The sequence below is a fragment of the Pseudoalteromonas sp. SA25 genome, assembly GCF_011378705.1.
In the GTDB taxonomy this organism is placed as follows: Bacteria; Pseudomonadota; Gammaproteobacteria; order Enterobacterales; family Alteromonadaceae; genus Pseudoalteromonas; species Pseudoalteromonas arctica.
Genome location: NZ_WTKV01000005.1, coordinates 97,966 through 118,799, shown reverse-complemented (window position 1 = coordinate 118,799; position 20,834 = coordinate 97,966). Strand labels below are relative to the sequence as shown.

The 20,834-nt window shown below is 38.0% G+C and carries 13 protein-coding genes and 1 tRNA gene; 3 read left to right on the top strand and 11 right to left on the bottom strand.

Going from position 1 to position 20,834, the window contains the following annotated elements; genetic code table 11:
* Positions 1-84: 84 nt before the first annotated feature.
* The 4 genes from GQR45_RS05805 to GQR45_RS05790 form a co-directional block, all read right to left on the bottom strand.
* Positions 85-4,350 (bottom strand): FimV/HubP family polar landmark protein, encoded by a 4,266-nt coding sequence (locus tag GQR45_RS05805; RefSeq protein ID WP_165725401.1) that lies wholly within the window; start codon positions 4,348-4,350, stop codon positions 85-87.
* Between the two features lie 354 nt (positions 4,351-4,704).
* Entirely contained in the window at positions 4,705-5,721 is a 1,017-nt protein-coding gene (locus GQR45_RS05800; protein WP_007586655.1) for an aspartate-semialdehyde dehydrogenase, read from the bottom strand.
* Positions 5,722-5,769: 48 nt separating this feature from the next.
* Positions 5,770-6,891 (bottom strand): 4-phosphoerythronate dehydrogenase, encoded by a 1,122-nt coding sequence (locus tag GQR45_RS05795; RefSeq protein WP_165725400.1) that lies wholly within the window; start codon positions 6,889-6,891, stop codon positions 5,770-5,772.
* Positions 6,892-7,157: 266 nt separating this feature from the next.
* The gene (locus GQR45_RS05790) at positions 7,158-9,380 is read right to left on the bottom strand and encodes a TonB-dependent receptor (RefSeq protein ID WP_165725399.1); all 2,223 of its coding nucleotides are present in this window, start codon (positions 9,378-9,380) and stop codon (positions 7,158-7,160) included.
* A 408-nt stretch (positions 9,381-9,788) separates the two neighbouring features.
* Here GQR45_RS05790 and GQR45_RS05785 point away from each other — a divergent pair, with 408 nt between their 5' ends.
* The 3 genes from GQR45_RS05785 (at position 9,789) to GQR45_RS05775 (ending at position 12,948) form a co-directional block, all read left to right on the top strand.
* Positions 9,789-10,379, top strand: a complete 591-nt coding sequence (locus GQR45_RS05785) for a LuxR C-terminal-related transcriptional regulator (protein WP_165721603.1) — start codon at positions 9,789-9,791, stop codon at positions 10,377-10,379.
* A gap of 1,018 nt (positions 10,380-11,397) precedes the next feature.
* On the top strand, positions 11,398-12,528 hold the full coding sequence (locus GQR45_RS05780; RefSeq protein ID WP_165725398.1) for a porin: 1,131 nt from the start codon (positions 11,398-11,400) through the stop codon (positions 12,526-12,528).
* Positions 12,529-12,540: 12 nt separating this feature from the next.
* Positions 12,541-12,948: a phosphate ABC transporter substrate-binding protein gene (locus tag GQR45_RS05775; protein ID WP_024590963.1), complete on the top strand. Its 408-nt coding sequence runs from the start codon at positions 12,541-12,543 to the stop codon at positions 12,946-12,948.
* Positions 12,949-13,390: 442 nt separating this feature from the next.
* Here the strand turns inward: GQR45_RS05775 and GQR45_RS05770 are convergent, their stop codons facing one another.
* From GQR45_RS05770 to ftsH, 7 genes are all read right to left on the bottom strand, one after another.
* A complete protein-coding gene (locus tag GQR45_RS05770; protein ID WP_024590962.1) occupies positions 13,391-15,016 on the bottom strand; it encodes a methyl-accepting chemotaxis protein in 1,626 nt (541 codons plus the stop codon).
* A 198-nt stretch (positions 15,017-15,214) separates the two neighbouring features.
* Positions 15,215-15,299, bottom strand: a tRNA-Leu gene (locus GQR45_RS05765).
* Between the two features lie 81 nt (positions 15,300-15,380).
* Positions 15,381-15,734, bottom strand: a complete 354-nt coding sequence (gene secG / locus GQR45_RS05760; protein ID WP_002962769.1) for a preprotein translocase subunit SecG — start codon at positions 15,732-15,734, stop codon at positions 15,381-15,383.
* 1 nt (position 15,735) lies between these two features.
* The gene (gene tpiA / locus GQR45_RS05755; RefSeq protein WP_007586641.1) at positions 15,736-16,485 is read right to left on the bottom strand and encodes a triose-phosphate isomerase; all 750 of its coding nucleotides are present in this window, start codon (positions 16,483-16,485) and stop codon (positions 15,736-15,738) included.
* A gap of 71 nt (positions 16,486-16,556) precedes the next feature.
* A complete protein-coding gene (gene glmM, locus GQR45_RS05750; protein ID WP_007586638.1) occupies positions 16,557-17,906 on the bottom strand; it encodes a phosphoglucosamine mutase in 1,350 nt (449 codons plus the stop codon).
* On the bottom strand, positions 17,903-18,751 hold the full coding sequence (folP, locus tag GQR45_RS05745) for a dihydropteroate synthase (RefSeq protein ID WP_010553862.1): 849 nt from the start codon (positions 18,749-18,751) through the stop codon (positions 17,903-17,905). The genes glmM and folP overlap by 4 nt, the downstream gene beginning before the upstream one ends.
* Positions 18,752-18,829: 78 nt before the next feature.
* Complete coding sequence (gene ftsH, locus GQR45_RS05740) at positions 18,830-20,773, bottom strand: ATP-dependent zinc metalloprotease FtsH (RefSeq protein ID WP_032827068.1); 1,944 nt, start codon at positions 20,771-20,773, stop codon at positions 18,830-18,832.
* Positions 20,774-20,834: the final 61 nt, after the last annotated feature.

The following is a 20,834-nucleotide window of genomic DNA, read 5'->3' as shown; positions in this document are numbered from 1 at the left end:
AGGAGACCTGTCGTAATCAAACCAATACACATAAAAAAACCCGTATTTAGCTAAGCTAGATACGGGTTCTTATAAACATTTTAATTATTTTAGTTTAGCTTTTAAGCTAAGTGCTTCCTCTTGAACTTCTTCAGGACCTTTGTTAATGACATCCTCAATAACTTTAAGCGCAGAATCAAAATCATCAATTTCAATATAAGCACGCGCTAAATCAAGTTTAGCTGAGTAGCCACCACTTTCAGCATCAACATCCGTTGGGTTATCACCTGCAAGTAATGCATCAAACTCACTCAAACCGACATCCATATTAACGTCGGTGTAAGGTTCGTGTTCAAGTTCAGCGTCGTCACTTTCTTCTAATAATGAATCAATATCTACAAATTCATCATTATCAAGTTGCTCAACATCACTACTTTCAACAAGTGACTCTTTTGTAGTTAATGAATCATCTGTCTCTAAGTCTTCTTTTAGCAAGCTGTCAAAGTCAACATCAAATTCACTGCGGTCATCAACACTTAAGTCTTCAGGCTCTGCTAACTCACTAAGTAATGAATCAAAATCAGTTTGCGTCAAATTCGACATAAACTCTTCATCAAGTTCGTCGTCAGAGCTAATATCAGTGCTACCCACTTCATCTAAGCTTGTTAACTGTGCTTCGCGCTCTGCATTTGTTTGCTCTTGCGATTCGTCTGATAACTCATCAGTTAGTGCTTGCTCTAAACTATCTTCGTCAAATTCAGCATCTAATTCAGAAAAATCATTTTCAATTAAAATCTCATCATCAAAATCATTTTCTAAACTATCTAAATCAGCATCTGCCATAAGTGCGTTTGCTAAATCTTGCTCAGCTTGGCTGGAAGCGACTCCCGGTGCCTCACCATCTAAATCATCCCCTTGTAATTCTTCAGGGGTAAGTGGTAACTCACTTTCTAATGTTTCTTGAACTTCATCAAGGTTAAGAGGTTTGATGTCATCTTCAATACTTGGTGGTTCAACAGAATCAACCTCATTATTAATTTCTTGAAGTAAATCATCATCAAGCGACTCATCTTCAATCTCCGTTTCAGTTTCTAATTCAGAGAAGTTATTATCAATTAATAGTTCATCATCAAAATCATCTTCTAAACTATCTAAATCACCATCTGCCATAAGCGCATTTGCGAGATCTTTCTCTGTTTGACTAAGTGCTACTGCATTTTCATCACCCGATGCATCTCCTTTAAGCTCTTGCGGCTCAAACGAAGGCTCATTCTCTAATAATGATTGATCATCGTCTAATTCAAGTTCAGGATATTCATCCAACTCTTCACTTGGCGTTACAAGCTCGCTATCAAGCTGCTCTTCAATTTCAGTAAGATCTGAGTCATCGTCGCCCGCTAGCGGATCGTCACCAAGATCAACTTCTATTTCTTCAAGATCATCATCAAGCTCATCTAAAGACCAATCAGGTGTTTCTATATAGTCGTCATCAGTGGCCTGTTGTAGCTCACTTAAAAGCTCATCAACGCTCTTTAAAGTATCATCTGTATATTCTTCAAGTGCATCTTCAGGATCAAGAAGCGACTCTGATGTGTCTGAAAAATCATCAACCGTTACATCTATAAGTTCTGGCTCTTCTTCAAGCTCTGGTTCTTCTTCAAGCTCAGGCTCTTCTTCAAGCTCTGGCTCTTCTTCAAGCTCTGGCTCTTCTTCAAGCTCAGGCTCTTCTTCAAGTTCTGGTTCTTCTTCAAGCTCAGGCTCTTCTTCAAGCTCTGGCTCTTCTTCAAGCTCAGGCTCTTCTTCAAGCTCTGGTTCTTCTTCAAGCTCTGGCTCTTCTTCAAGCTCTGGCTCTTCTTCAAGCTTAGGCTCTTCTTCAAGCTTAGGCTCTTCTTCAAGTTCTGGCTCATCGTAAAGCTCTGGTTCTTCTTCAAGCTCTGGTTCTTCTTCAAGCTCTGGTTCTTCTTCAAGCTCTGGTTCTTCTTCAAGCTCTGGCTCTTCTTCAAGCTCTGGTTCTTCTTCAAGCTCTGGCTCTTCTGTAAGTTCAGGCTCTTCTTCAAGCTCTGGCTCTTCTGTAAGTTCAGGCTCTTCATTTAATGATGAAGCAATCAACTCAATATCATCAACATTTAATTCTTCTTGAGCATCTGCTAAATCCTCAACTGAGTCTGCTAATGCATTATCAATTTCTGAATCTCTTACATCTGAATTTTTTAGTTCATCATCAATTAGGTTATCTATGTCGTCTAAATCAAAGTCGTCACTTTCCTCAACTAATGATTTATCTGCAGTATCAACCGCTGCCTCATCAATTAAGCTATCTATGTCGTCTAAATCAAAGTCGTCACTTTCCTCAACTAATGAATCATTTGCAGTATCAACTGCTGCCTCATCAATTAGGTTATCTATGTCGTCTAAATCAAAGTCATCACTTTCCTTAACTAATGAATCATTTGCAGTATCAACCGCTGCCTCATCAATTAAGCTATCTATGTCGTCTAAATCAAAGTCGTCACTTTCCTCAACTAATGAATCATTTGCAGTATCAACTGCTGCCTCATCAATTAGGTTATCTATGTCGTCTAAATCAAAGTCATCACTTTCCTCAACTAATGAATCATTTGCAGTATCAACCGCTGCCTCATCAATTAAGCTATCTATGTCATCTAAATCAAAATCGTCGCTTTCCTCAACTAATGAATCATCTGCAGTGTCAACCGCTGCTTCATCAATTAAGCTATCTATGTCATCTAAATCAAAATCGTCGCTTTCTTCTAGAAGTTCATCTTCGTCGAGTAACTCTGCATCAATTGAGTCATCTGCCACATCACTTTTTGGGTCATTCGCTTCATCAATTAAGCTATCTATATCGTCTAAATCAAAGTCGTCGCTTGTATCAAGTTCAGCTGAAGTGTTATTTGAGGTATCTAATTCTGTTGATGTTTGATCTAATAATTCATCTATATCAAAATTATCATCATCTGCAAGCTCCTCACTTAAAGCCGCCATTTCATCATGAGACTCTAAGCTATCATCCTCTAAAGCTTCGCTTGTTTGCGGTGCATCAAACTCAGGTAGACTATCGTCTTCATCAAACAAGCTATCTAAATCATCATTAGTTAGAATTTCATCATTGTTTATTGAGTCATCAGATAAGTCTAAATCAATATCTTCAGTGTTTTCATCTGAAGGTTGATCAAACCCTTGCTGCATAAAAATATCGAGTTCATCATCGTCATCGGTATTTTCATCATCAAAAACAATGTCATCACTTAGTAGACTTTCAAGCTCATCCTGATCGAGTAAATTCTCACCACCTGAAAAATCATCTAGGCCGTCATCCAAATCATCATCAGGCAACATATCATTTTCAAGATTATCATCAAGTTGAACACTCAAGTCATCTAAAGGGTCGGGTACAATTGGATCGTCATTTAAACTTGGACCTAAATCATCATCGCCAGTGTAAATTGGGGTTTGTGGTAAAAAGTCATCATCGTTTTGTGGCTCTTCTTGATTACTTGCTCGTTTGCGTAAAAACATAACAATTGCAAAAATAATCAGTAGCCCAGGAATAAACATTAATAAACCCAGCACTATCGGATTTGAAAATAATGAGCTTAAATCAAACGATTCTTTTGGTACTATCTCTTGTTTTTTTTGTTGTGCAATAATCTCGTTTTGCTTAACAATTAGTTCTTTTAATTGATTTTGAATTTCACTGTCTTGTCCTAACTGCAAGCGTAAGTTTTCGAGTTCGTTTGAAATACCTGATAATTGTTTTTTAAGATTATTATTCTCAACTAAAATTTCTTCTACATTGCTTACAGAATTTTTAAATTGTTGTTGTAACTCAACCAGCTTAGTACTTTGCTCTGTTTTTATTTCATTTAATTCTTTCTGTATCTCTTTTTTGGCATCGTCTACATCGACTTTACGAGCTTGAGTTACTTTTGTTTGTGCTGAGGTAATTTCGCTTTGCGTAAGTGTGCCATTTTTTTTCTTTTCCCATAATGCATCATCTTGCTCTGAGCGTTGTTTTGCAAGCTGTGTATTTACACCTTTTATTTCGGCTAAAGTAGGGATTTTTAAATAGGCACCATTTTGAATATGATTAAGATTTTGTTCTAAAAATGAGTTGGGGTTTTTGTTATACAAGGCCTGCATAACTTGATAAATGCTGACGGAGTTATCTGGGCGCACTTTAGCCGCTATACGCCAAAGTGTGTCTGTTGGTTTAATTGGCCCAATAGATCGCCCTTGCGCACCATAGTCAACGCCTTTAGGCCCCTTTAATTGGGTACTGTCTTGAGAGTAAACAGGCGTTACTATCAATGCAGACGCTAATATAATAAGTGTAACTAAACCGCGCATGCTGATCCTTTAATATTTAAATATTAACAAAACACTTAAAGCTTAAGTGCATAAATATTGTTGATTATTGCTGTTATCAGCCAAATGGCTGACTCGCATTTATTATTACAATCTATTTTTATTGCAAGCTCTATTCCAATTACAAACTATAAACCAGTTAAGGCTTAATATCCATCGCAACACCTTGAAAATAAATGCCTTAAAACATCTTTATAAATATTAATTTATTGAGTGTTATCAATCAGTTTTTATACTTTTAAAAATAAACGGCAAAAAATTGACAAGCTCTATAAACAAAAAGCGGCAAACAAATAATGTTTACCGCTTCTAAAGTGTGTTCAGCGCTATTAACTATTACATGTAATTAGCAATAAGCTCTTCTGCAATTTGAATGCTGTTAGTTGCAGCACCTTTGCGAGTGTTATCACTTACAACCCACATATTTAATCCATGAGGATGAGAAATATCAGCACGTAATCGGCCTATATAAACAGTATCGTTACCACTAGCGTCAGAGACTGCTGTAGGGTAATCACCTTCATCATCAATTAGCTCGACACCAGGCGCGTCTTTTAAAAGTTGCTTAACGTGTTCAAAGTCATAAGGCATGCGCGTTTCAATATTAATTGATTCTGAGTGACCAAAAAACACGGGAACACGTACACATGTAGGATTTACTGCAATAGTGGTATCACCCAAAATTTTATGAGTTTCATTTACCATTTTCATTTCTTCGCGTGTATAGCCATTATCCTCAAAGCTATCAATTTGAGGAATAACGTTAAATGCAATTTGCTTTGGAAATACTTTATTATCCATAGGGCGTGCATTCATCAAGTTAGCTGTTTGCTTTGCAAGTTCATCAACCGCTTCTTTACCTGCGCCCGATACAGCTTGGTAAGTAGATACGTTAATACGGTCTATTCCGTAAGCATCATAAATTGGTTTAAGTGCTAACATCATCTGAATAGTTGAACAGTTAGGGTTAGCAATAATATTACGATTCCTAAAATCAGCTAGGCTTGAAGCATTAACTTCTGGCACCACTAGTGGGATTTCAAAATCATTTCTAAAGTGCGATGTATTATCGATTACAATACAGCCGGCATCAGCAGCAATAGGAGCATATTTTTCAGATACACTACCACCAGCAGAAAACAAACCTATATGCGCTTGGCTAAAATCAAAGCCTTCAACGTCAAGTACTTCAATGGTCTCACCACGAAACTTTATGTCTTCACCTGCGCTGCGGCTGCTCGCAAGTAAAAAAAGCTGATCTACAGGAAACTTACGATCTGCTAGCGTTTCAATGATTTGACGGCCTACTAAACCAGTAGCGCCAAGTACGGCAACGTTATATTTTTGCGACATATTTCTTCCTCTATAAACGACATTAAAACAACATCGTTAGTTAAATAATTATTTAGCTATGCTAAAGCCAAGTTGACTAAGTGCTGCTAGTTGTGGGCTATCACCTTGTAGGAATAAGGTGCTAAATTCTCGCCTTACCGGATAGTTTTTACGTAAACTATCAAAGCCCTCACCTTCTAAATGACGAAGTAAAATTCCGTCATCGCGGCGTACGTCATAAATTAAATGCACCAAACGGGCAATATCTTGCTCGCTTAGGCTTTGCGTAATAGTTGTATTTGTAATAGCAGGTATTGGTAAAAAATCATCCAACGATTTACTCACCTCTACACCTTTTAGGTCACACAATTTTTGATACAACATTTGTGTACCTCGTGCTTTCCCCTCAAGTGTATGCCCTGCGATATGCACACTGGCATAACGCACATGCTCTAGTAATTCAGTTAGAATATTGGGCTCTTTTTCCCATACATCAAGTACTATATCTAAATCAGCCCCAGCTTCCATTACCTCAAGCAATGCTTGATTATCAATTACGTCGCCTCGGCTTGCATTAATTAGCGTGGTTCCTGGCTTAAGTGCCTGTAATCGCTCTTTATTCATCATGTGCAGCGTTTTGTGCTCGCCACTTTTAATAAGTGGAACATGAAAAGTAACAACATCTGATTGCGCTAATAACTCATCAAGCGCTACATGCTCTTGTAGTAAGCCCTGTTCGTGCTTAATTGGATCGCATAACAGTACGTCGACATTTAATGCTTTTAATTTTTGCGACAAACACGTGCCAATGTTACCCATTCCTACAATACCAATTGTTTGACCACACAATAGGCGCGCATTTTCTTGGCTTAATGCAAATAAACTACTAATTACATATTCAGCTACAGCAACTGCATTACAACCAGGAGCACTGGTAAAAGCAATATTTCTTTCATGTAGTAATTGCGTATCAATATGGTCAATGCCAATTGTGGCAGTGCCCACAAAGCTCAGCTTGTTAGCTTGTGCCAATAGTTCATGATTAACATTAGTCACTGAACGAGTAAGGAGTACATCTACATTTATTAATTGTTCAGGCGTTAATTTACGACCATCAAAACGCTCAACCTCACCAAAGTCTGCAAAGTACTGCTCAACTAAAGGCATATTTTGATCGGCAAGAATTTTCATCACTGAGTCCGTTTGGCAATTAAGTGGCGCCATTGTAACGAACAACCAAGCCTTTACACAAACTAAAAAGGCGCATTTTAGCTGATACAAATACTTAAAAGTGGTTATGTTGATTGTTTTAAATCAGCAATTTAAATTAGGGATTTAAATTATGTGGATAATAATTTTACTATTGAATATATAAAGGCCGAATCACAGCATGATTCGGCCTTTATTATGAAAAATAAACTTCAATTACATTGAATTTTTATTTACTTGATTTTAGTTTATAGCTCAAAATCTTTTTTGAATTTCAAACCAAATTCACTGCGGTCATTACTACGCATTACACCAACAAAACCTGATTGTTGTAGGCGACCAACATCGTAAACTTCGTTTAGAACGTTTTCACCATACAGTGTAACTTCCATATCGCCATATGGATTAGTGTACGAAATATTAAAACCAACTAGTTCACGAGAATCAATGGTCTCACTTTGGTTGTAAACTGATTGACCTTGCATTTCACTGCGATACGAATAATTAGCATTAAACGCAAGTGTTGCGCCACTCTCTAAATCCATAAAGTAAGAAGGTGCAACCATGACAGTCCAGCGTGGCGTCAGTGCTGGTGAATCGCCTTTACCTATGCCTTGTACGCCCTCAGCCACTTCTGTTATTTCAGAATCTAAATAACCAACTGCACTACGAATAGTAAAGTCATCGGTAATAGCAACAGTTGTTTCAAGCTCAATACCTTGCGCTTTAGATTGACCCGCATTTTCTACAATTGTTACAAAGCCACCACCCGCTGTTGGATCTGAAAACGGTAATGCTAAATCGGTGTAATCAGTCACAAATACCGCAAGCATCATAGATACATTTTCGTGTACTTGGCCTTTTAAGCCCATTTCGTAGTTAATCGCTTTTGTTTCGTCAAACGATACAAATTGATCTGGTCCACCAAATGGACGCGGTGGAAAACCACCTGTTTGATAGCCTTTTTGAATCTGGCCATAAACATTCATATTATTGCTAAGCTGATAAGATGCATTTACATCCCACGTAACTGCATCAAAATCTGCACTTACATATTTACGAGTTGGAAATGATGGGAATATAGCATTTGCATCTTTCTTATCTTTTGAATAACGAAGGCCACCACCAACCGTTAAATCGTCAGTTAAATCGTAGCTGGCATTTATATATGCTGCATACGAATTAGTTTCTTGGTTAATTTCAAATTCGCCGTAACCGCCAAATGATTCTGTTACACCATCATTCAACAAGCCATTAGGTGTATTAAATGGGCTGAATACAAATGGGCCTGAACGTGTAAAGCCATCTTCATTAAAAAAGTAAAGACCAGATACAAAGTCCATATTATCGAATGTTGCATTTAGCTGAACTTCAAATGAGTACTGATCAGCACCGCCCTCCTCTGGAAACTCAGACAAGTTTAAAGGTGATGCATCATCATCTAGGCCACCTTCATACTCAGATGTACGGTAGCTTGAGATAAACTTAGTGGTATAAGTATCGTTAATTGCCCAATCGGCTGAAAACGATGTGCCCCAACCTGAGTAAGAGGTAGATTCAATACCCGCAACAGTTGTGCCTAAATCATCAGGGTCTGATGGAATTAAATCTTGAGTCAATAATGGGAAGTCGCCATTAAAAACATCATTTGAGTCTAGTGGGTCTGTCAATTCAATTGTATAAGGCGATTGGCCAGATTCGTTATCAACACCATCTAAAGAAAAAGTGAATGCTAAGTCGGTATTTGCTTGCCATTTAAGTGCAACACGACCACTAAATTCTTCTTCTTCACCAATTTCTTTTTCTGGGTTTGCTAAATTAACAGCTTCGCCCACACCATCACGTGTTTTGTACGATGCACTTGCAGACATACTTACATCATCTGTTAGTGAGTTATTAAAATAAACATCACCGGCAATACGTCCACGACTTCCCAGCTTAGCTGTAGTAGTAACAATACCTTCATCACCAGGTTGCTTTGTAATTACATTTACAGCGCCACCTAATGTATTACGACCATATAAAGTACCTTGCGGGCCACGAAGCACTTCAACACGCTCAACATTAGGTAATGATAAGTTAGAACCCATTTGGCGACCTAAGTACACACCATCAAGATACACACCCACACCCGGATCGGTAGTTATTATGTGATCTTGCAAACCTATACCGCGGATAAATACAGACGCATGCGCAGAATTGCCCACGCCATAGCGGGTAATATTCAAGTTTGGAACATATTTACCAATATCTTCTAGGTTACTCATATTGGCTTTATCAATTAGGTTAGCGCCAATTGAAGTGATAGCGGTTGGAGATTCAAACAGGCTCTCTGTACGTTTACGAGCTGTGACTTCTATCTTTTCAAATGCGTCTTGTTTAGCTGTTTTTTTAGTTTCTTCGGCGTTTACAGAGGTAGTGAGTGCAGCAAAAATTGCTAGACTTAACTGTGAGAGGTTACGTAATTTCAAAATATTCTCCAAAGGATACCGTGTGATTTAGTTATGCATTTATACTTAAGAGTATAAATTTCAGGCATAAAAAAAGATGCGTAATGCATCTTTCCTCTGGATGGGTATTATATGACAGAATTGTGAAGAAATGTATAAATTATTTGAATAAATGTATAAAGAATAAAAGCAATTTAGGCATTGTTAGCTTTAGGTGGATTATCATAAATGAAGAACATTAATATCAACCTAACTAAAAAGCTGTTTTAAAACAAAAAACCGCATAAATACAATTTTAAAAAGCACATAAAACGTACTTTACACATGTACTTTAGTGTATAAAAAAAGAGCTACAACACATTCTCCTACCATTGAAATTAACTAAAAATAAGAATATAGTACTAAAATGTAGTCTATGGATAGAATATTATGAATATTGAAAACACAGCTGATAAAAGCCTCAAATGCTTCACAAATCCAAATTACACTTCACTTTTTTGTGTTGCAGCTGACTTCAACGTTTTACTTGTTAATTATCAAGCTTTAAACGTCATTACCAATTATGAACTTATTAATCAATTCATGCTAAAAAATGGTCACCAAGGACTGGTAATTTTTGATGTCCCAAAAGACTGCGATGTACTAGCATTAAAAGAGTGGCCAAATTTAAAAGGATTGTTTTACGAAGGCACTGACGAAGTACTACTTCAACAAGGATTAGAAGCCATTGAACAAGGAAAGTTATGGTTCCCTCGTGCAGTAACCGATGATTGGATGAGGCAAATGCTAGCGAGTGAACAACAAACTACTCTGCAATCAAACAACTTAACCTGCAAGGAAATGAAAGTATTAAACTTATTATTTTCTGGCTTACATTCAAGTGCAATTGCCGACACTTTATTTATAAGTGAGGCTACTGTTCGCGTCCATTTACATAAAGTGTATCAAAAAATTGCTGTAAAAAATAAGCAACAAGCATTACTTTGGTGTCAAAAAAACTTAAATAAGATCAATAGTTAAGCGGGCTTATTTGAAACCTTATTGTGTCTACTCGACTTTGACTCTGAATTATTATTTCAACTGAAAGCATAAAGTAAAAGTTGGCCCCACTTAAATACCCTATACAACCAGCAACTTTCTTTTCTTAAACAGCACTCTGGAAGTGCCTTTCATGTCGAGTCAATATCAAAAACCCACTTTTTCGAACTTAATACTGCAAATAAAAATTATACTTTTCTCCTTACTACTTATTAATACCTGAATAATTACAAGGTATTGATATTACTTATTGTACAAAGCAGTGGCCCGGCCCACAAACTTTCAGATCTCCAGCAAATACTGGGCCAGGCCCTAGAGTAGTAATTACTGATAACGAAGGCCACCACTTTCAGAATGCATTGACTCTCCATAGGTGAATTTCAATTAATCACTAGTTTTATACTCACGAGGTCATCTGATAGAACTACAAAGTATTATTTTGTGTAATGGAGACACTAAATAGCGAGATATAACCTATCAAAAGACTTACTTCATCGTAACTGTATGCATTCATTGCAAAGCAACATAATAAAAACCAAGTTAGCTTCTTCATCCGCGCCATTTCCTTTGAACAACCTCTCTAAGACAAATTTAATCCTATACTAAAACTTCCGTTTAGAAAGTTGCCATTTGCTTATAGCTAACTTTACTTATTAATAATTTCGACTATATATTTACATAAAATATAAACATTTAAACCAAGTAACTTGTGTGAAATACATAGAGTTAAGTAATAGCAACTTTATGTAGCAGTAAATACAGCTCTGATGGCTTACAGATAAAATTATAAAAATAAGTTACAGGTGGCATATTTTTATACCCGAAACAGTACTAAACATTTTTAAACACAAACATTCGCACCTGATTAATTTAAAAAACAAAATAATATTGACTAAAAATTAAATAAAAACCTTAAACCATTCTGTTTATTAGATAAATACTCGTTATGCACTTATACTAATAAAGAAATCAACATTTAAATAACAAATAGGAACAACATATGAAAAAGCTATCTGTAGCAGTGGCTGTATGTGCAGTTTTAGCATCTAGCTATGCTAGTGCTGAGGTAAGAATTAATGGTTTTGCATCAATTGTCGGTGGTAAAAGTCTGGATAGTGACAGTACTTTGTACGGCTATGATGACGATATCTCTTTTAAAAATGAGAGTAAATTCGCTTTACAATTATCTGCAGACCTACATGAAAAGCTAACAGCTACGGCTCAAATTATTGCGCGTGGAGAGGATGACTTTGACGCTACATTCGAATGGGCATACGTTACTTATGAATACAGCGATGAACTGCAATTTAGCGCTGGTAAAATGCGTGTTCCTTTTTACAAGTATTCTGATTTCTTGGATGTAGGTTATGCTTATCGCTGGGTACGTCCGCCAAAATCAGTATACGGTATCCCATTTTCAACTTATGAAGGAGTTAGTGTAGTTTACAGCTCTCAATTGGGTGATTGGGATTCTACGCTTCAAGGCTTTTATGGTGCATTCGATGGTGATATTGACGTATTTGGAACAGAATTACCTGCTGAATTAAATAATTTAGGCGGTATAAACTGGAGTCTATCATACGACTGGTTCAGTGCGCGAGCTGCATACATTGTGGCCGACACTAGCATTTCTTCAGAGGATAGCGGCCTAATTGGTCTCGTAAGTGTATTGTCTGATAGTGGCTTAACTAATACTGCGAATGACCTAATCACTGAAGAAGATAAAACGAGCTTCGTTGGCGTTGGTTTTTCTATTGATTATGAAAACTTTTTGTTTGATGCCGAATATACACAATTTGAGGTTGAAGACAGTATACTACCAAAACAGTCACAGTATTACGCATCAGTTGGTTACCGTATTGACAGTGTAATTGTTCATTTTACTTATGAAGACAATGATGACAAACATGACTCATCACGTTTTAATACCATTGAGTCAATACCAACCTTAAATTCAGCTGTAAATGGTGCTCTTGAAGGTCTTCGTGCACAAAGTAACGTATACACAATTGGTGCACGTTATGATTTTCATCCTTCCGCTGCTTTCAAGATCGACTTTAGTCGTTTTGAAGATGACATAACTGATACAGAGACGGATGTTGTAGCTGTTGGTGTAGATCTTGTCTTTTAATTGGAGCTTATGATGAAAAAATTAATTTTAGTAAGTGCACTTTCATTGTGCTCAATTAATGTATTTGCAGAAGTTGCTGTGATTATTAATCCAAGCAATGCTAGCTCTGTAGATGCTGACACAATAAAAAAGATTTATCTGGGAAAAAGTAAGTCATTTAGTAATGGCGATAAAGTTAATCCTATAAATCAAGACGGTACATCTGTAGCTGATGAATTTAACGACAAAGTAGTGGGTAAGTCTAGCAGTCAGTTAAATGCATATTGGTCAAAGCTTGTATTTACAGGTAAAGGTACCCCGCCTGAAAAACTAACATCTGACCAAGCTGTTATTGATTTTGTTGCAGCTAATGGAAATGCAATTGGCTATGTTGATAGCGCTAAAGTGACCGATAAAGTAAAAGTTATTGCGACCTTTTAGCAGTGAAATTGATATAAAAAACCACCCAGAGGTTAATACAGATAGGTTGAGAAATATTTAACTAATCGATAAACCGGCCTTCGGGTTCCTTTATGAAGGCTTCTGAATTTATTCAGAGGCCTTTTTTTGCAACCCACTACAACACTTTCTCTAGCCAATAGCTACGCACCCAATTCAGAAGACTTCTGTCAACTGAGTGTTACGACGTGTGCAATTAATATTATTAACTTAATTCAGACTATGTTTATTGAGATCTCAGGGAGCATCCCTAAATAAATAGAGCAATAGTAAGCTAAAGTAGAGCATCACATATTACTAATAAAGCGAGAGTGGACATATACTAGGTATGTCAAACCAATTATCCAAACAAAAAAGCCAGTCAGCGGTTAACTAACTGGCATCAATCCTAGGGTAGATTTTTATACTGGCTCAGTACTAAGCTTTACTCGATTCTAAACTTAGCGGTTGCATCTAATAGGTTATCAGATAGGTAATGTAGGTTTTTGGCTACGTCGCGTACAGCAAGTAGTGAGTCCATAGTATCTTCGAACGATACATGCATATTTGACACATTATCTACTACCATAGCTGCAACGGATGTTTGTTCTTCAGTTGCTGCTGCTATTTGCGAATTCATACCATTAATTTCTAACATTTGCTCTGCGATTTTCTCTATTGAAATACCTGTTTTTTCTGCGGCTGTAGCATTATCTGTTGCCATATCACGTGCTGAAGTCATAGCAGCTACAGATTCATTTGCGGCAGTCGTTAATGATCCCAATAGTTCACGTATTTCATTAGTAGAATGTGCAGTGCGAGAAGCCAGTTCACGAACCTCATCTGCCACTACAGCAAAGCCTCTTCCATGTTCACCTGCTCGTGCAGCTTCAATAGCAGCATTAAGAGCAAGTAAGTTTGTCTGATCTGCAATAGACGTAATTACATTCAAAATCTGCGATACATTTTTTGTATCGTCCGCAAGCTTATTAATAGTCCCTGCAGCTCGATTAATTTCATCACTGAGCGTACGAGAAGCGGTAACTGACATCTGTACTTGTGTACGACTTTGTTCAACTTCTTTCTCGGCCGTTTCAGCTGCGTGAGAAGCGTTAGCTGCAGATTCTGATATATCACCAACACTCTGCTTCATTTCTTCCATAGATTGCTTAACAATTTCAGCATCTGTGGTTTGCTTTGTTGTAGCACGCTCAGCTTGTTCCATACCTTGAACTAGTCGTGTTGAGTTTTCCATTAAAGGCTCACATACAGCAATAACTTCAAGAACTGTTTCTCTTAGTAAAGAAATAAATGCGTTAAAATTAATAGAGACTTGGCCAATTTCGTCTTCTGAGTTAACAGATAGCTGTGTGCTTAAAGAACCATTGCCGCTTGCTAATAAACTAAGGTTGTTAGCTGCATCACTCGCAGATGAACCTATATTCTTAGCAATCCAAATAGCCATAAACAATAATAAAATTAATGAAATAATGGATACAGCTAACATTAGAGTTAATGCTTCATCAGAGCGCGCTTTAGTGTTGGCAACCAGTTCAAAAAAACGATTATCCGCTTTTTGTTGAGCGCCTTTAAAACTTTCTAAGACAGATCCATATAAACTTGTTTTAAGCTGCGCTTGTTGCTGAATCTTACTAAAATCAGCAGTACCGTTAACCATACCTGTAGCAATACTTGAGGATATTTTTTCATAATCTGACAACTCATTAATAATATCGTTATTAATGTAGGAGTTATTAAGTTGCGTTATTAAGGTAATATTAGACTCTAAAGTTTGATATACCTCGTCTGCTTTAACTATAAGATCTTGCTCACCAAACGTAACCGCTTGGGTATAAAGTTCATCAAGTTTTTCTAAAAGCCCTACGTTTTGCGACGTTATTTTTACAACCTTATACGATGAGTTACTCATTTCATCGAGAGAAACCTTATTATCATTCATAGCTAAATAGTTTATCAATACGATCACTATGAAAGCCACTACCGCAATGCATGTTATTGCATGTATTTTTTTTGTTATGCTTAGGTTTTGAAAAGAGAAGCCTGAAGCCATACTGTGCTACCTTATTTTATTGTCTATATCTATTATCGGCTTGATATCTATAAGTGTGAGCTAAATTTGTAATATTTCTAGTTTTTTCTAACAAATAGAAGAATTATTTAACAATAAACACACATCGCTCATAAAACAATCACAATAAATTACAGATACAAAAAAACCAGTAACATCACTGCTACTGGTTTCTAAATTTGGTGCGGATGGGGGGACTTGAACCCCCATGCCCTAAAGCACCACCCCCTCAAGGTGGCGTGTCTACCAATTCCACCACATCCGCATTTTTTAAGCTTTCGCTTAATTGTTAAACATGTGATTTATTTGAGGACTATAAATCGTTTAACGATAGCTTTACGCTAAATTAGTTTGGTACGTCAGAGCTTTGCTCTTTAGTAGATGTTACTGGAACATCTTCTTCAACAGGAACTACTGTTTCTACTGCTGGAGCTGCTTCTAGGTTTTCCCATTCGTCAGTCTTTTTAATTTGACCAGCAGTTAGGTTTCCTAACACAATGCTTAATACAAAAAATACCGTTGCTAAGCTTGTGGTTGTTTTTGTCATAAAGTTACCTGCACCTGACGAACCAAAAACTGTGCCTGATGCACCAGCGCCAAATGAAGAACCCATATCTGCGCCTTTACCTTGTTGAATTAAAACCATTCCAACTAGAGCCAAAGCCACAACTAAATAAACTACTAATAAAATTTCGTACATCTTATACAGTCCCTTTTGCACTGTTACAGATTGCAGTAAAAGATTCTGCTTTTAGACTTGCGCCGCCAATTAAGCCGCCATCTATATCTGTTTGTGCAAATAATAATTCGCTATTTTTTTCATTAACGCTACCACCATATAAGATGGTAAGCCCTTGTGCTAAATTGCTATCAAGTGATGCAATTTTGTCACGGATAAATTTATGAACAGTTTGTGCCTGCTCTGGCGATGCAGTCTTACCTGTGCCTATGGCCCAAACGGGCTCGTATGCTATCACAGAATCTTTCAGTGCTGCTACACCTAATTTCTCTATTACTGCATCAATTTGTGCAGCAACTACTTGTTCGGTTTGGCCGTTTTCTTGCTCACTTTCGCTCTCGCCTACACATAATATTGGTGTTAACCCAACTTGCTGTGCTCTAGCAAACTTTTCAGCGACTGTTGCATTACTTTCGTTATAAATACTGCGGCGTTCAGAATGACCAACGAGTACGTAAGTTGCACCTAAATCTTTTATAAGCTGCGCATCAACTTCACCAGTAAATGCGCCAGGTGTATTTTCAGAAACAGTTTGAGCTCCTGTAGAAACACCGCTAGCTACCATTGCTGGTACAAGTGGGAATGGAGGAAATAAAACAATGTCCATCTCTTGTGATTTTACATCGTTAATAGCGTCAGACATTTGTTTAACTAACTCTAAAGAGCCATTCATTTTCCAGTTGCCTGCGACCATCGCCTTGCGTATTGCCATTATCCACTCCACATTAGAAAGCGGGCGAGATATTAACTTTTCTCGCCCAAAGTTACAAGAGATTATTGTTATTAATCAGTTTGTTTGCTCATAGATTCTACAACAGCTGCAATTTTTTGAGCGCTGTCTATTACAATCTTTTCTTGCTCGGCTTCAACCATAACACGGACCACTGGTTCAGTGCCTGACTTACGCAGTAAAACACGGCCTTTATCGCCTAAAGCAAGCTCTACTTCTGCTACAGCTGAAAGCACTTCTGGTGCTTTTGTCGGGTCAGTTCCAGCTGTATAACGCACGTTAATCATCTTCATTGGATACTTGGTAAAACCAGCGCCTAAGTCTTGCAATGTACGATTTTGTGCAACCATAGCAGCAAGTACTTGTAAGCTTGAAATAATACCATCACCCGTGCTAATTAAGTCTAGATTCAGTACATGACCTGAGCTTTCACCGCCAATTTTCCAGCCTTTTTGCTGTAGTAATTCCATAACATAGCGATCACCCACTTTACTGCGAGCAAACTCGATACCTTTTGCTTTTAAAGCGTTTTCAAGGCCCATGTTAGACATAACAGTACCAACTACACCACCACCCAAATTATCATCTTGGGCTGCTTGGCAAGCAATAATATAAACCAGATCATCACCATCAAAAACACGGCCATTATGATCAACCATCATCACGCGGTCACCATCACCATCGTATGCAATACCTACGTCGGCTTTAAGTTCAAGCACTTTACGTTTAAGGGTATCTACGTGAGTAGCGCCACATTCATGGTTGATATTAACGCCGTTAGGCTCACACGCATGTGTTATTACTTCTGCGCCAAGTTCACGCATAACAGAAGGTGCAATATGATAAGTTGCGCCATTTGCGCAATCGACAACAATTTTAAGACCTTCTAAAGACAGGCCTTGCGGGAACTGGCTCTTACAAAACTCTATATAGCGGCCATCCGCACTGACTAAACGCGATGCTTTGCCTAATTTATCTGAAGCAACGCATGTCATTTGCTCATCAAGCATCGCTTCAATTTCAAGCTCTACTGCATCATCAAGCTTTAAGCCTTGACCATTGAAAAACTTAATACCGTTATCGTAATACGGATTATGTGAGGCACTAATTACAATACCTGCCTCAGCACGAAATGTTTGCGCTAAATAAGCAACGGCCGGTGTAGGCATAGGACCCAATAATACAACATCAATGCCAGCAGCAATTAAACCAGCCTCAAGTGCGGTTTCAAGCATATAGCCCGAAATACGCGTATCTTTACCAATAATTACTTTTTTAGTACCACTTTGCGATAATACACGCCCAGCAGCCCAGCCTAGCTTCATTGCAAATTCAGGGTTTATTGGAGCAGCGCCTACAAGTCCACGCACGCCATCGGTGCCAAAATATTTTCTTTCTTTCATTGTGAAATTCCTTGTTCGCAGGCTTGATATACACCAAGTACATCTGCGGTTTCTTTTACGTCATGTACACGAATAATTTTTGCGCCATTTTGCGCTGCGATTAACGCACCCGCTAAGCTGCCCGCTAACCGTTCATTTGTATTTCTGTTTAATAAATTACCTATCATCGATTTACGAGATAATCCGGCCAATAATGGCAAACCTAATTTATTAAAATCGTCAAACTTAGCCAATATTTGATAGTTATGACTAAGCGTTTTTCCAAATCCAAAACCTGGGTCTAGAATAAGTCGTTCAAACTTAATCCCAGCTGTTTCACATGCTTTAATGCGTTCACTAAAAAACATACTTATATCTGCAAACAAATTATCGTAATGAGGTGACGATTGCATGCTCCGGGGCTGCCCTTGCATATGCATTAAACAAATTGCTACATCTTCATACTGCGCAACCGTTTCTAAGGCGTCTATTTCTTGTAAAGCTCTAACATCATTGACTATATCTGCACCTGCAAGTATTGCTTGTTCCATTACCTGTGCTTTACTGGTATCAATTGAAATAACGCAATCACTGTGCTGACGTATCGCTTTAATAGCGGGGATTACTCGAGCAAGTTCATCTTCTAAGCTAACATCTGGCGCGCCTGGGCGAGTAGATTCTCCCCCTATATCTAAAATTGTCGCACCGTCATCTAATAATTGCATTGCGCGTTTTAGCGCTATTTTGGGATCTAAAAACTGCCCACCATCAGAAAATGAATCCGGCGTTACATTTAGTATTCCCATAATAACGGGCTTTTCAAGATTAAGCGTACGCCCTCTCGGAAGCTTTAATATGTTAGTCATTGCCAACCTTTATTCTTTTTCTAAATAGCTGATACAAAAAAGCCCCGAAGTTCGGGGCTTTCATTACTATTTTAACGATTATTCAGCTTTGTCATCAAGGTTTGTTTCATCTTTTTTTGATGAATCATCAGTCTTTTGACTTTCATCAGCAACTGGTTCTTGAGGTTCTTCCGCTTTTACCGGTTTAGCTTCATGACGGTCATGTGCATCACGCGGTTCACGTACTGGTTGGCGTGCCATTAAATCATCAATTTGCTTAGCATCAATAGTTTCGTATTTCATTAACGCATCTTTCATTGAGTGAAGAATATCAATATTTTCTTTTAATATTTCTTCTGCTCTTTGATAGTTACGATCTGAAAGTAATCGAACCTCTGCATCAATTACTTTTGCCGTGTCATCCGACATGCTAGATGAGCGACTACCGCCACCACCCATATACATTTCGTTCTGATCTTCAGCGTAAAGTAACGGACCTAGTTTTTCACTTAAACCCCAATGTGTAACCATTTTACGCGCTATATCTGTAGCTCGTTCAATGTCATTACTTGCACCCGTTGTTACTTTATCTGCGCCGTAAATAAGCGCTTCAGCAATACGGCCACCATAAAGGCTAGAAATCATTGATTCTAAAAGCTCTTTTGAATGGCTAACACGATCTTGTTCAGGCAAGTACATTGTTACACCCAGCGCACGGCCACGTGGAATAATAGATACTTTATAAACTGGATCATGTTCTGGCACCATACGACCAACAATTGCATGGCCAGCTTCATGGTACGCTGTCATTGCTTTTTCTTGCTCGCTCATCACCATGGTCTTGCGCTCTGCGCCCATCATGATTTTATCTTTAGCAGCGTCAAATTCAGCCATACTTACAACACGTTTATTACCACGCGCTGCATAAAGTGCAGCTTCGTTTACTAAGTTTGCTAAATCCGCGCCAGAGAAACCTGGAGTACCACGTGCTATAAGAGCAGCTTCTACGTTATCGCCTAATGGCACTTTACGCATGTGTACTTTAAGTATTTGCTCACGACCACGAATATCAGGTAAACCTACTTCAACTTGACGGTCAAAACGACCTGGACGAAGTAATGCAGGGTCTAATACATCTGGTCGGTTAGTTGCTGCGATAACGATAATACCTTCGTTACCACCAAAACCATCCATTTCTACTAGCATTTGGTTAAGTGTTTGCTCACGTTCATCGTTACCGCCGCCCATACCAGCACCACGTTTACGACCAACAGCGTCAATCTCATCTATAAAGATAATACAAGGCGCCGCTTTTTTAGCTTGCTCAAACATGTCACGTACACGTGACGCACCAACACCCACAAACATTTCAACAAAATCTGAACCAGAAATTGTAAAAAATGGCACTTTAGCTTCACCAGCAACAGCCTTCGCAAGTAACGTTTTACCGGTACCTGGAGGACCAACCATTAGTACACCTTTAGGAATACTACCGCCAAGTTTTTGAAACTTAGAAGGATCTCGTAAAAAGTCTACCAGCTCAGTAACATCTTCTTTCGCTTCATCACAACCTGCAACATCAGCAAACGTTGTTTTAATTTGATCTTCACTCATTAAGCGAGCTTTACTCTTACCAAATGACATAGCGCCTTTACCGCCGCCGCCTTGCATTTGACGCATGAAGAATATCCATACACCTATAAGCAGTATCATCGGGAACCAAGAAATAAATATACTTGCTAAGAATGATTGTTCTTCAGGTTGTACACCCTTCACATTTACATCATTTTTAAGTAAATCATTTATTAAGTCTTCATCGTACATTGGCATCGTTGTTTGAAAACGCTCACCACTGCTCTTAGTACCAGTAATATTTCCAGTACCGCGGTCGATAATAACTTCTTGTAAAGAGCCACTGCGGACATCTTTTACAAATTGAGTGTAACTTGTTTGACGATCAACTTGCTCGCCGCCATTAAAGCTCTGAAAGACTGACATCAGCACAACTGCAATCACCAGCCATAGTATTAAATTTTTCGCCATATCGCTCAAGGGGTTAACCTCTTGTATCCAATTAATTTAAATTCAACTAAACGCCAAGCAA

Excerpts from the sequence above, each read along its gene's own strand:
- GQR45_RS05780 (WP_165725398.1), top strand. The coding sequence starts at position 11,398 with ATGAAAAAGCTATCTGTAGCAGTGGCTGTATGTGCAGTTTTAGCATCT.
- glmM (WP_007586638.1), bottom strand. The coding sequence starts at position 17,906 with ATGAAAGAAAGAAAATATTTTGGCACCGATGGCGTGCGTGGACTTGTA.
- GQR45_RS05770 (WP_024590962.1), bottom strand. The coding sequence starts at position 15,016 with ATGGCTTCAGGCTTCTCTTTTCAAAACCTAAGCATAACAAAAAAAATA.
- GQR45_RS05785 (WP_165721603.1), top strand. The coding sequence starts at position 9,789 with ATGAATATTGAAAACACAGCTGATAAAAGCCTCAAATGCTTCACAAAT.
- GQR45_RS05795 (WP_165725400.1), bottom strand. The coding sequence starts at position 6,891 with ATGAAAATTCTTGCCGATCAAAATATGCCTTTAGTTGAGCAGTACTTT.
- secG (WP_002962769.1), bottom strand. The coding sequence starts at position 15,734 with ATGTACGAAATTTTATTAGTAGTTTATTTAGTTGTGGCTTTGGCTCTA.
- tpiA (WP_007586641.1), bottom strand. The coding sequence starts at position 16,485 with ATGGCAATACGCAAGGCGATGGTCGCAGGCAACTGGAAAATGAATGGC.
- folP (WP_010553862.1), bottom strand. The coding sequence starts at position 18,751 with ATGACTAACATATTAAAGCTTCCGAGAGGGCGTACGCTTAATCTTGAA.
- GQR45_RS05775 (WP_024590963.1), top strand. The coding sequence starts at position 12,541 with ATGAAAAAATTAATTTTAGTAAGTGCACTTTCATTGTGCTCAATTAAT.
- ftsH (WP_032827068.1), bottom strand. The coding sequence starts at position 20,773 with ATGGCGAAAAATTTAATACTATGGCTGGTGATTGCAGTTGTGCTGATG.
- GQR45_RS05800 (WP_007586655.1), bottom strand. The coding sequence starts at position 5,721 with ATGTCGCAAAAATATAACGTTGCCGTACTTGGCGCTACTGGTTTAGTA.
- GQR45_RS05805 (WP_165725401.1), bottom strand. The coding sequence starts at position 4,350 with ATGCGCGGTTTAGTTACACTTATTATATTAGCGTCTGCATTGATAGTA.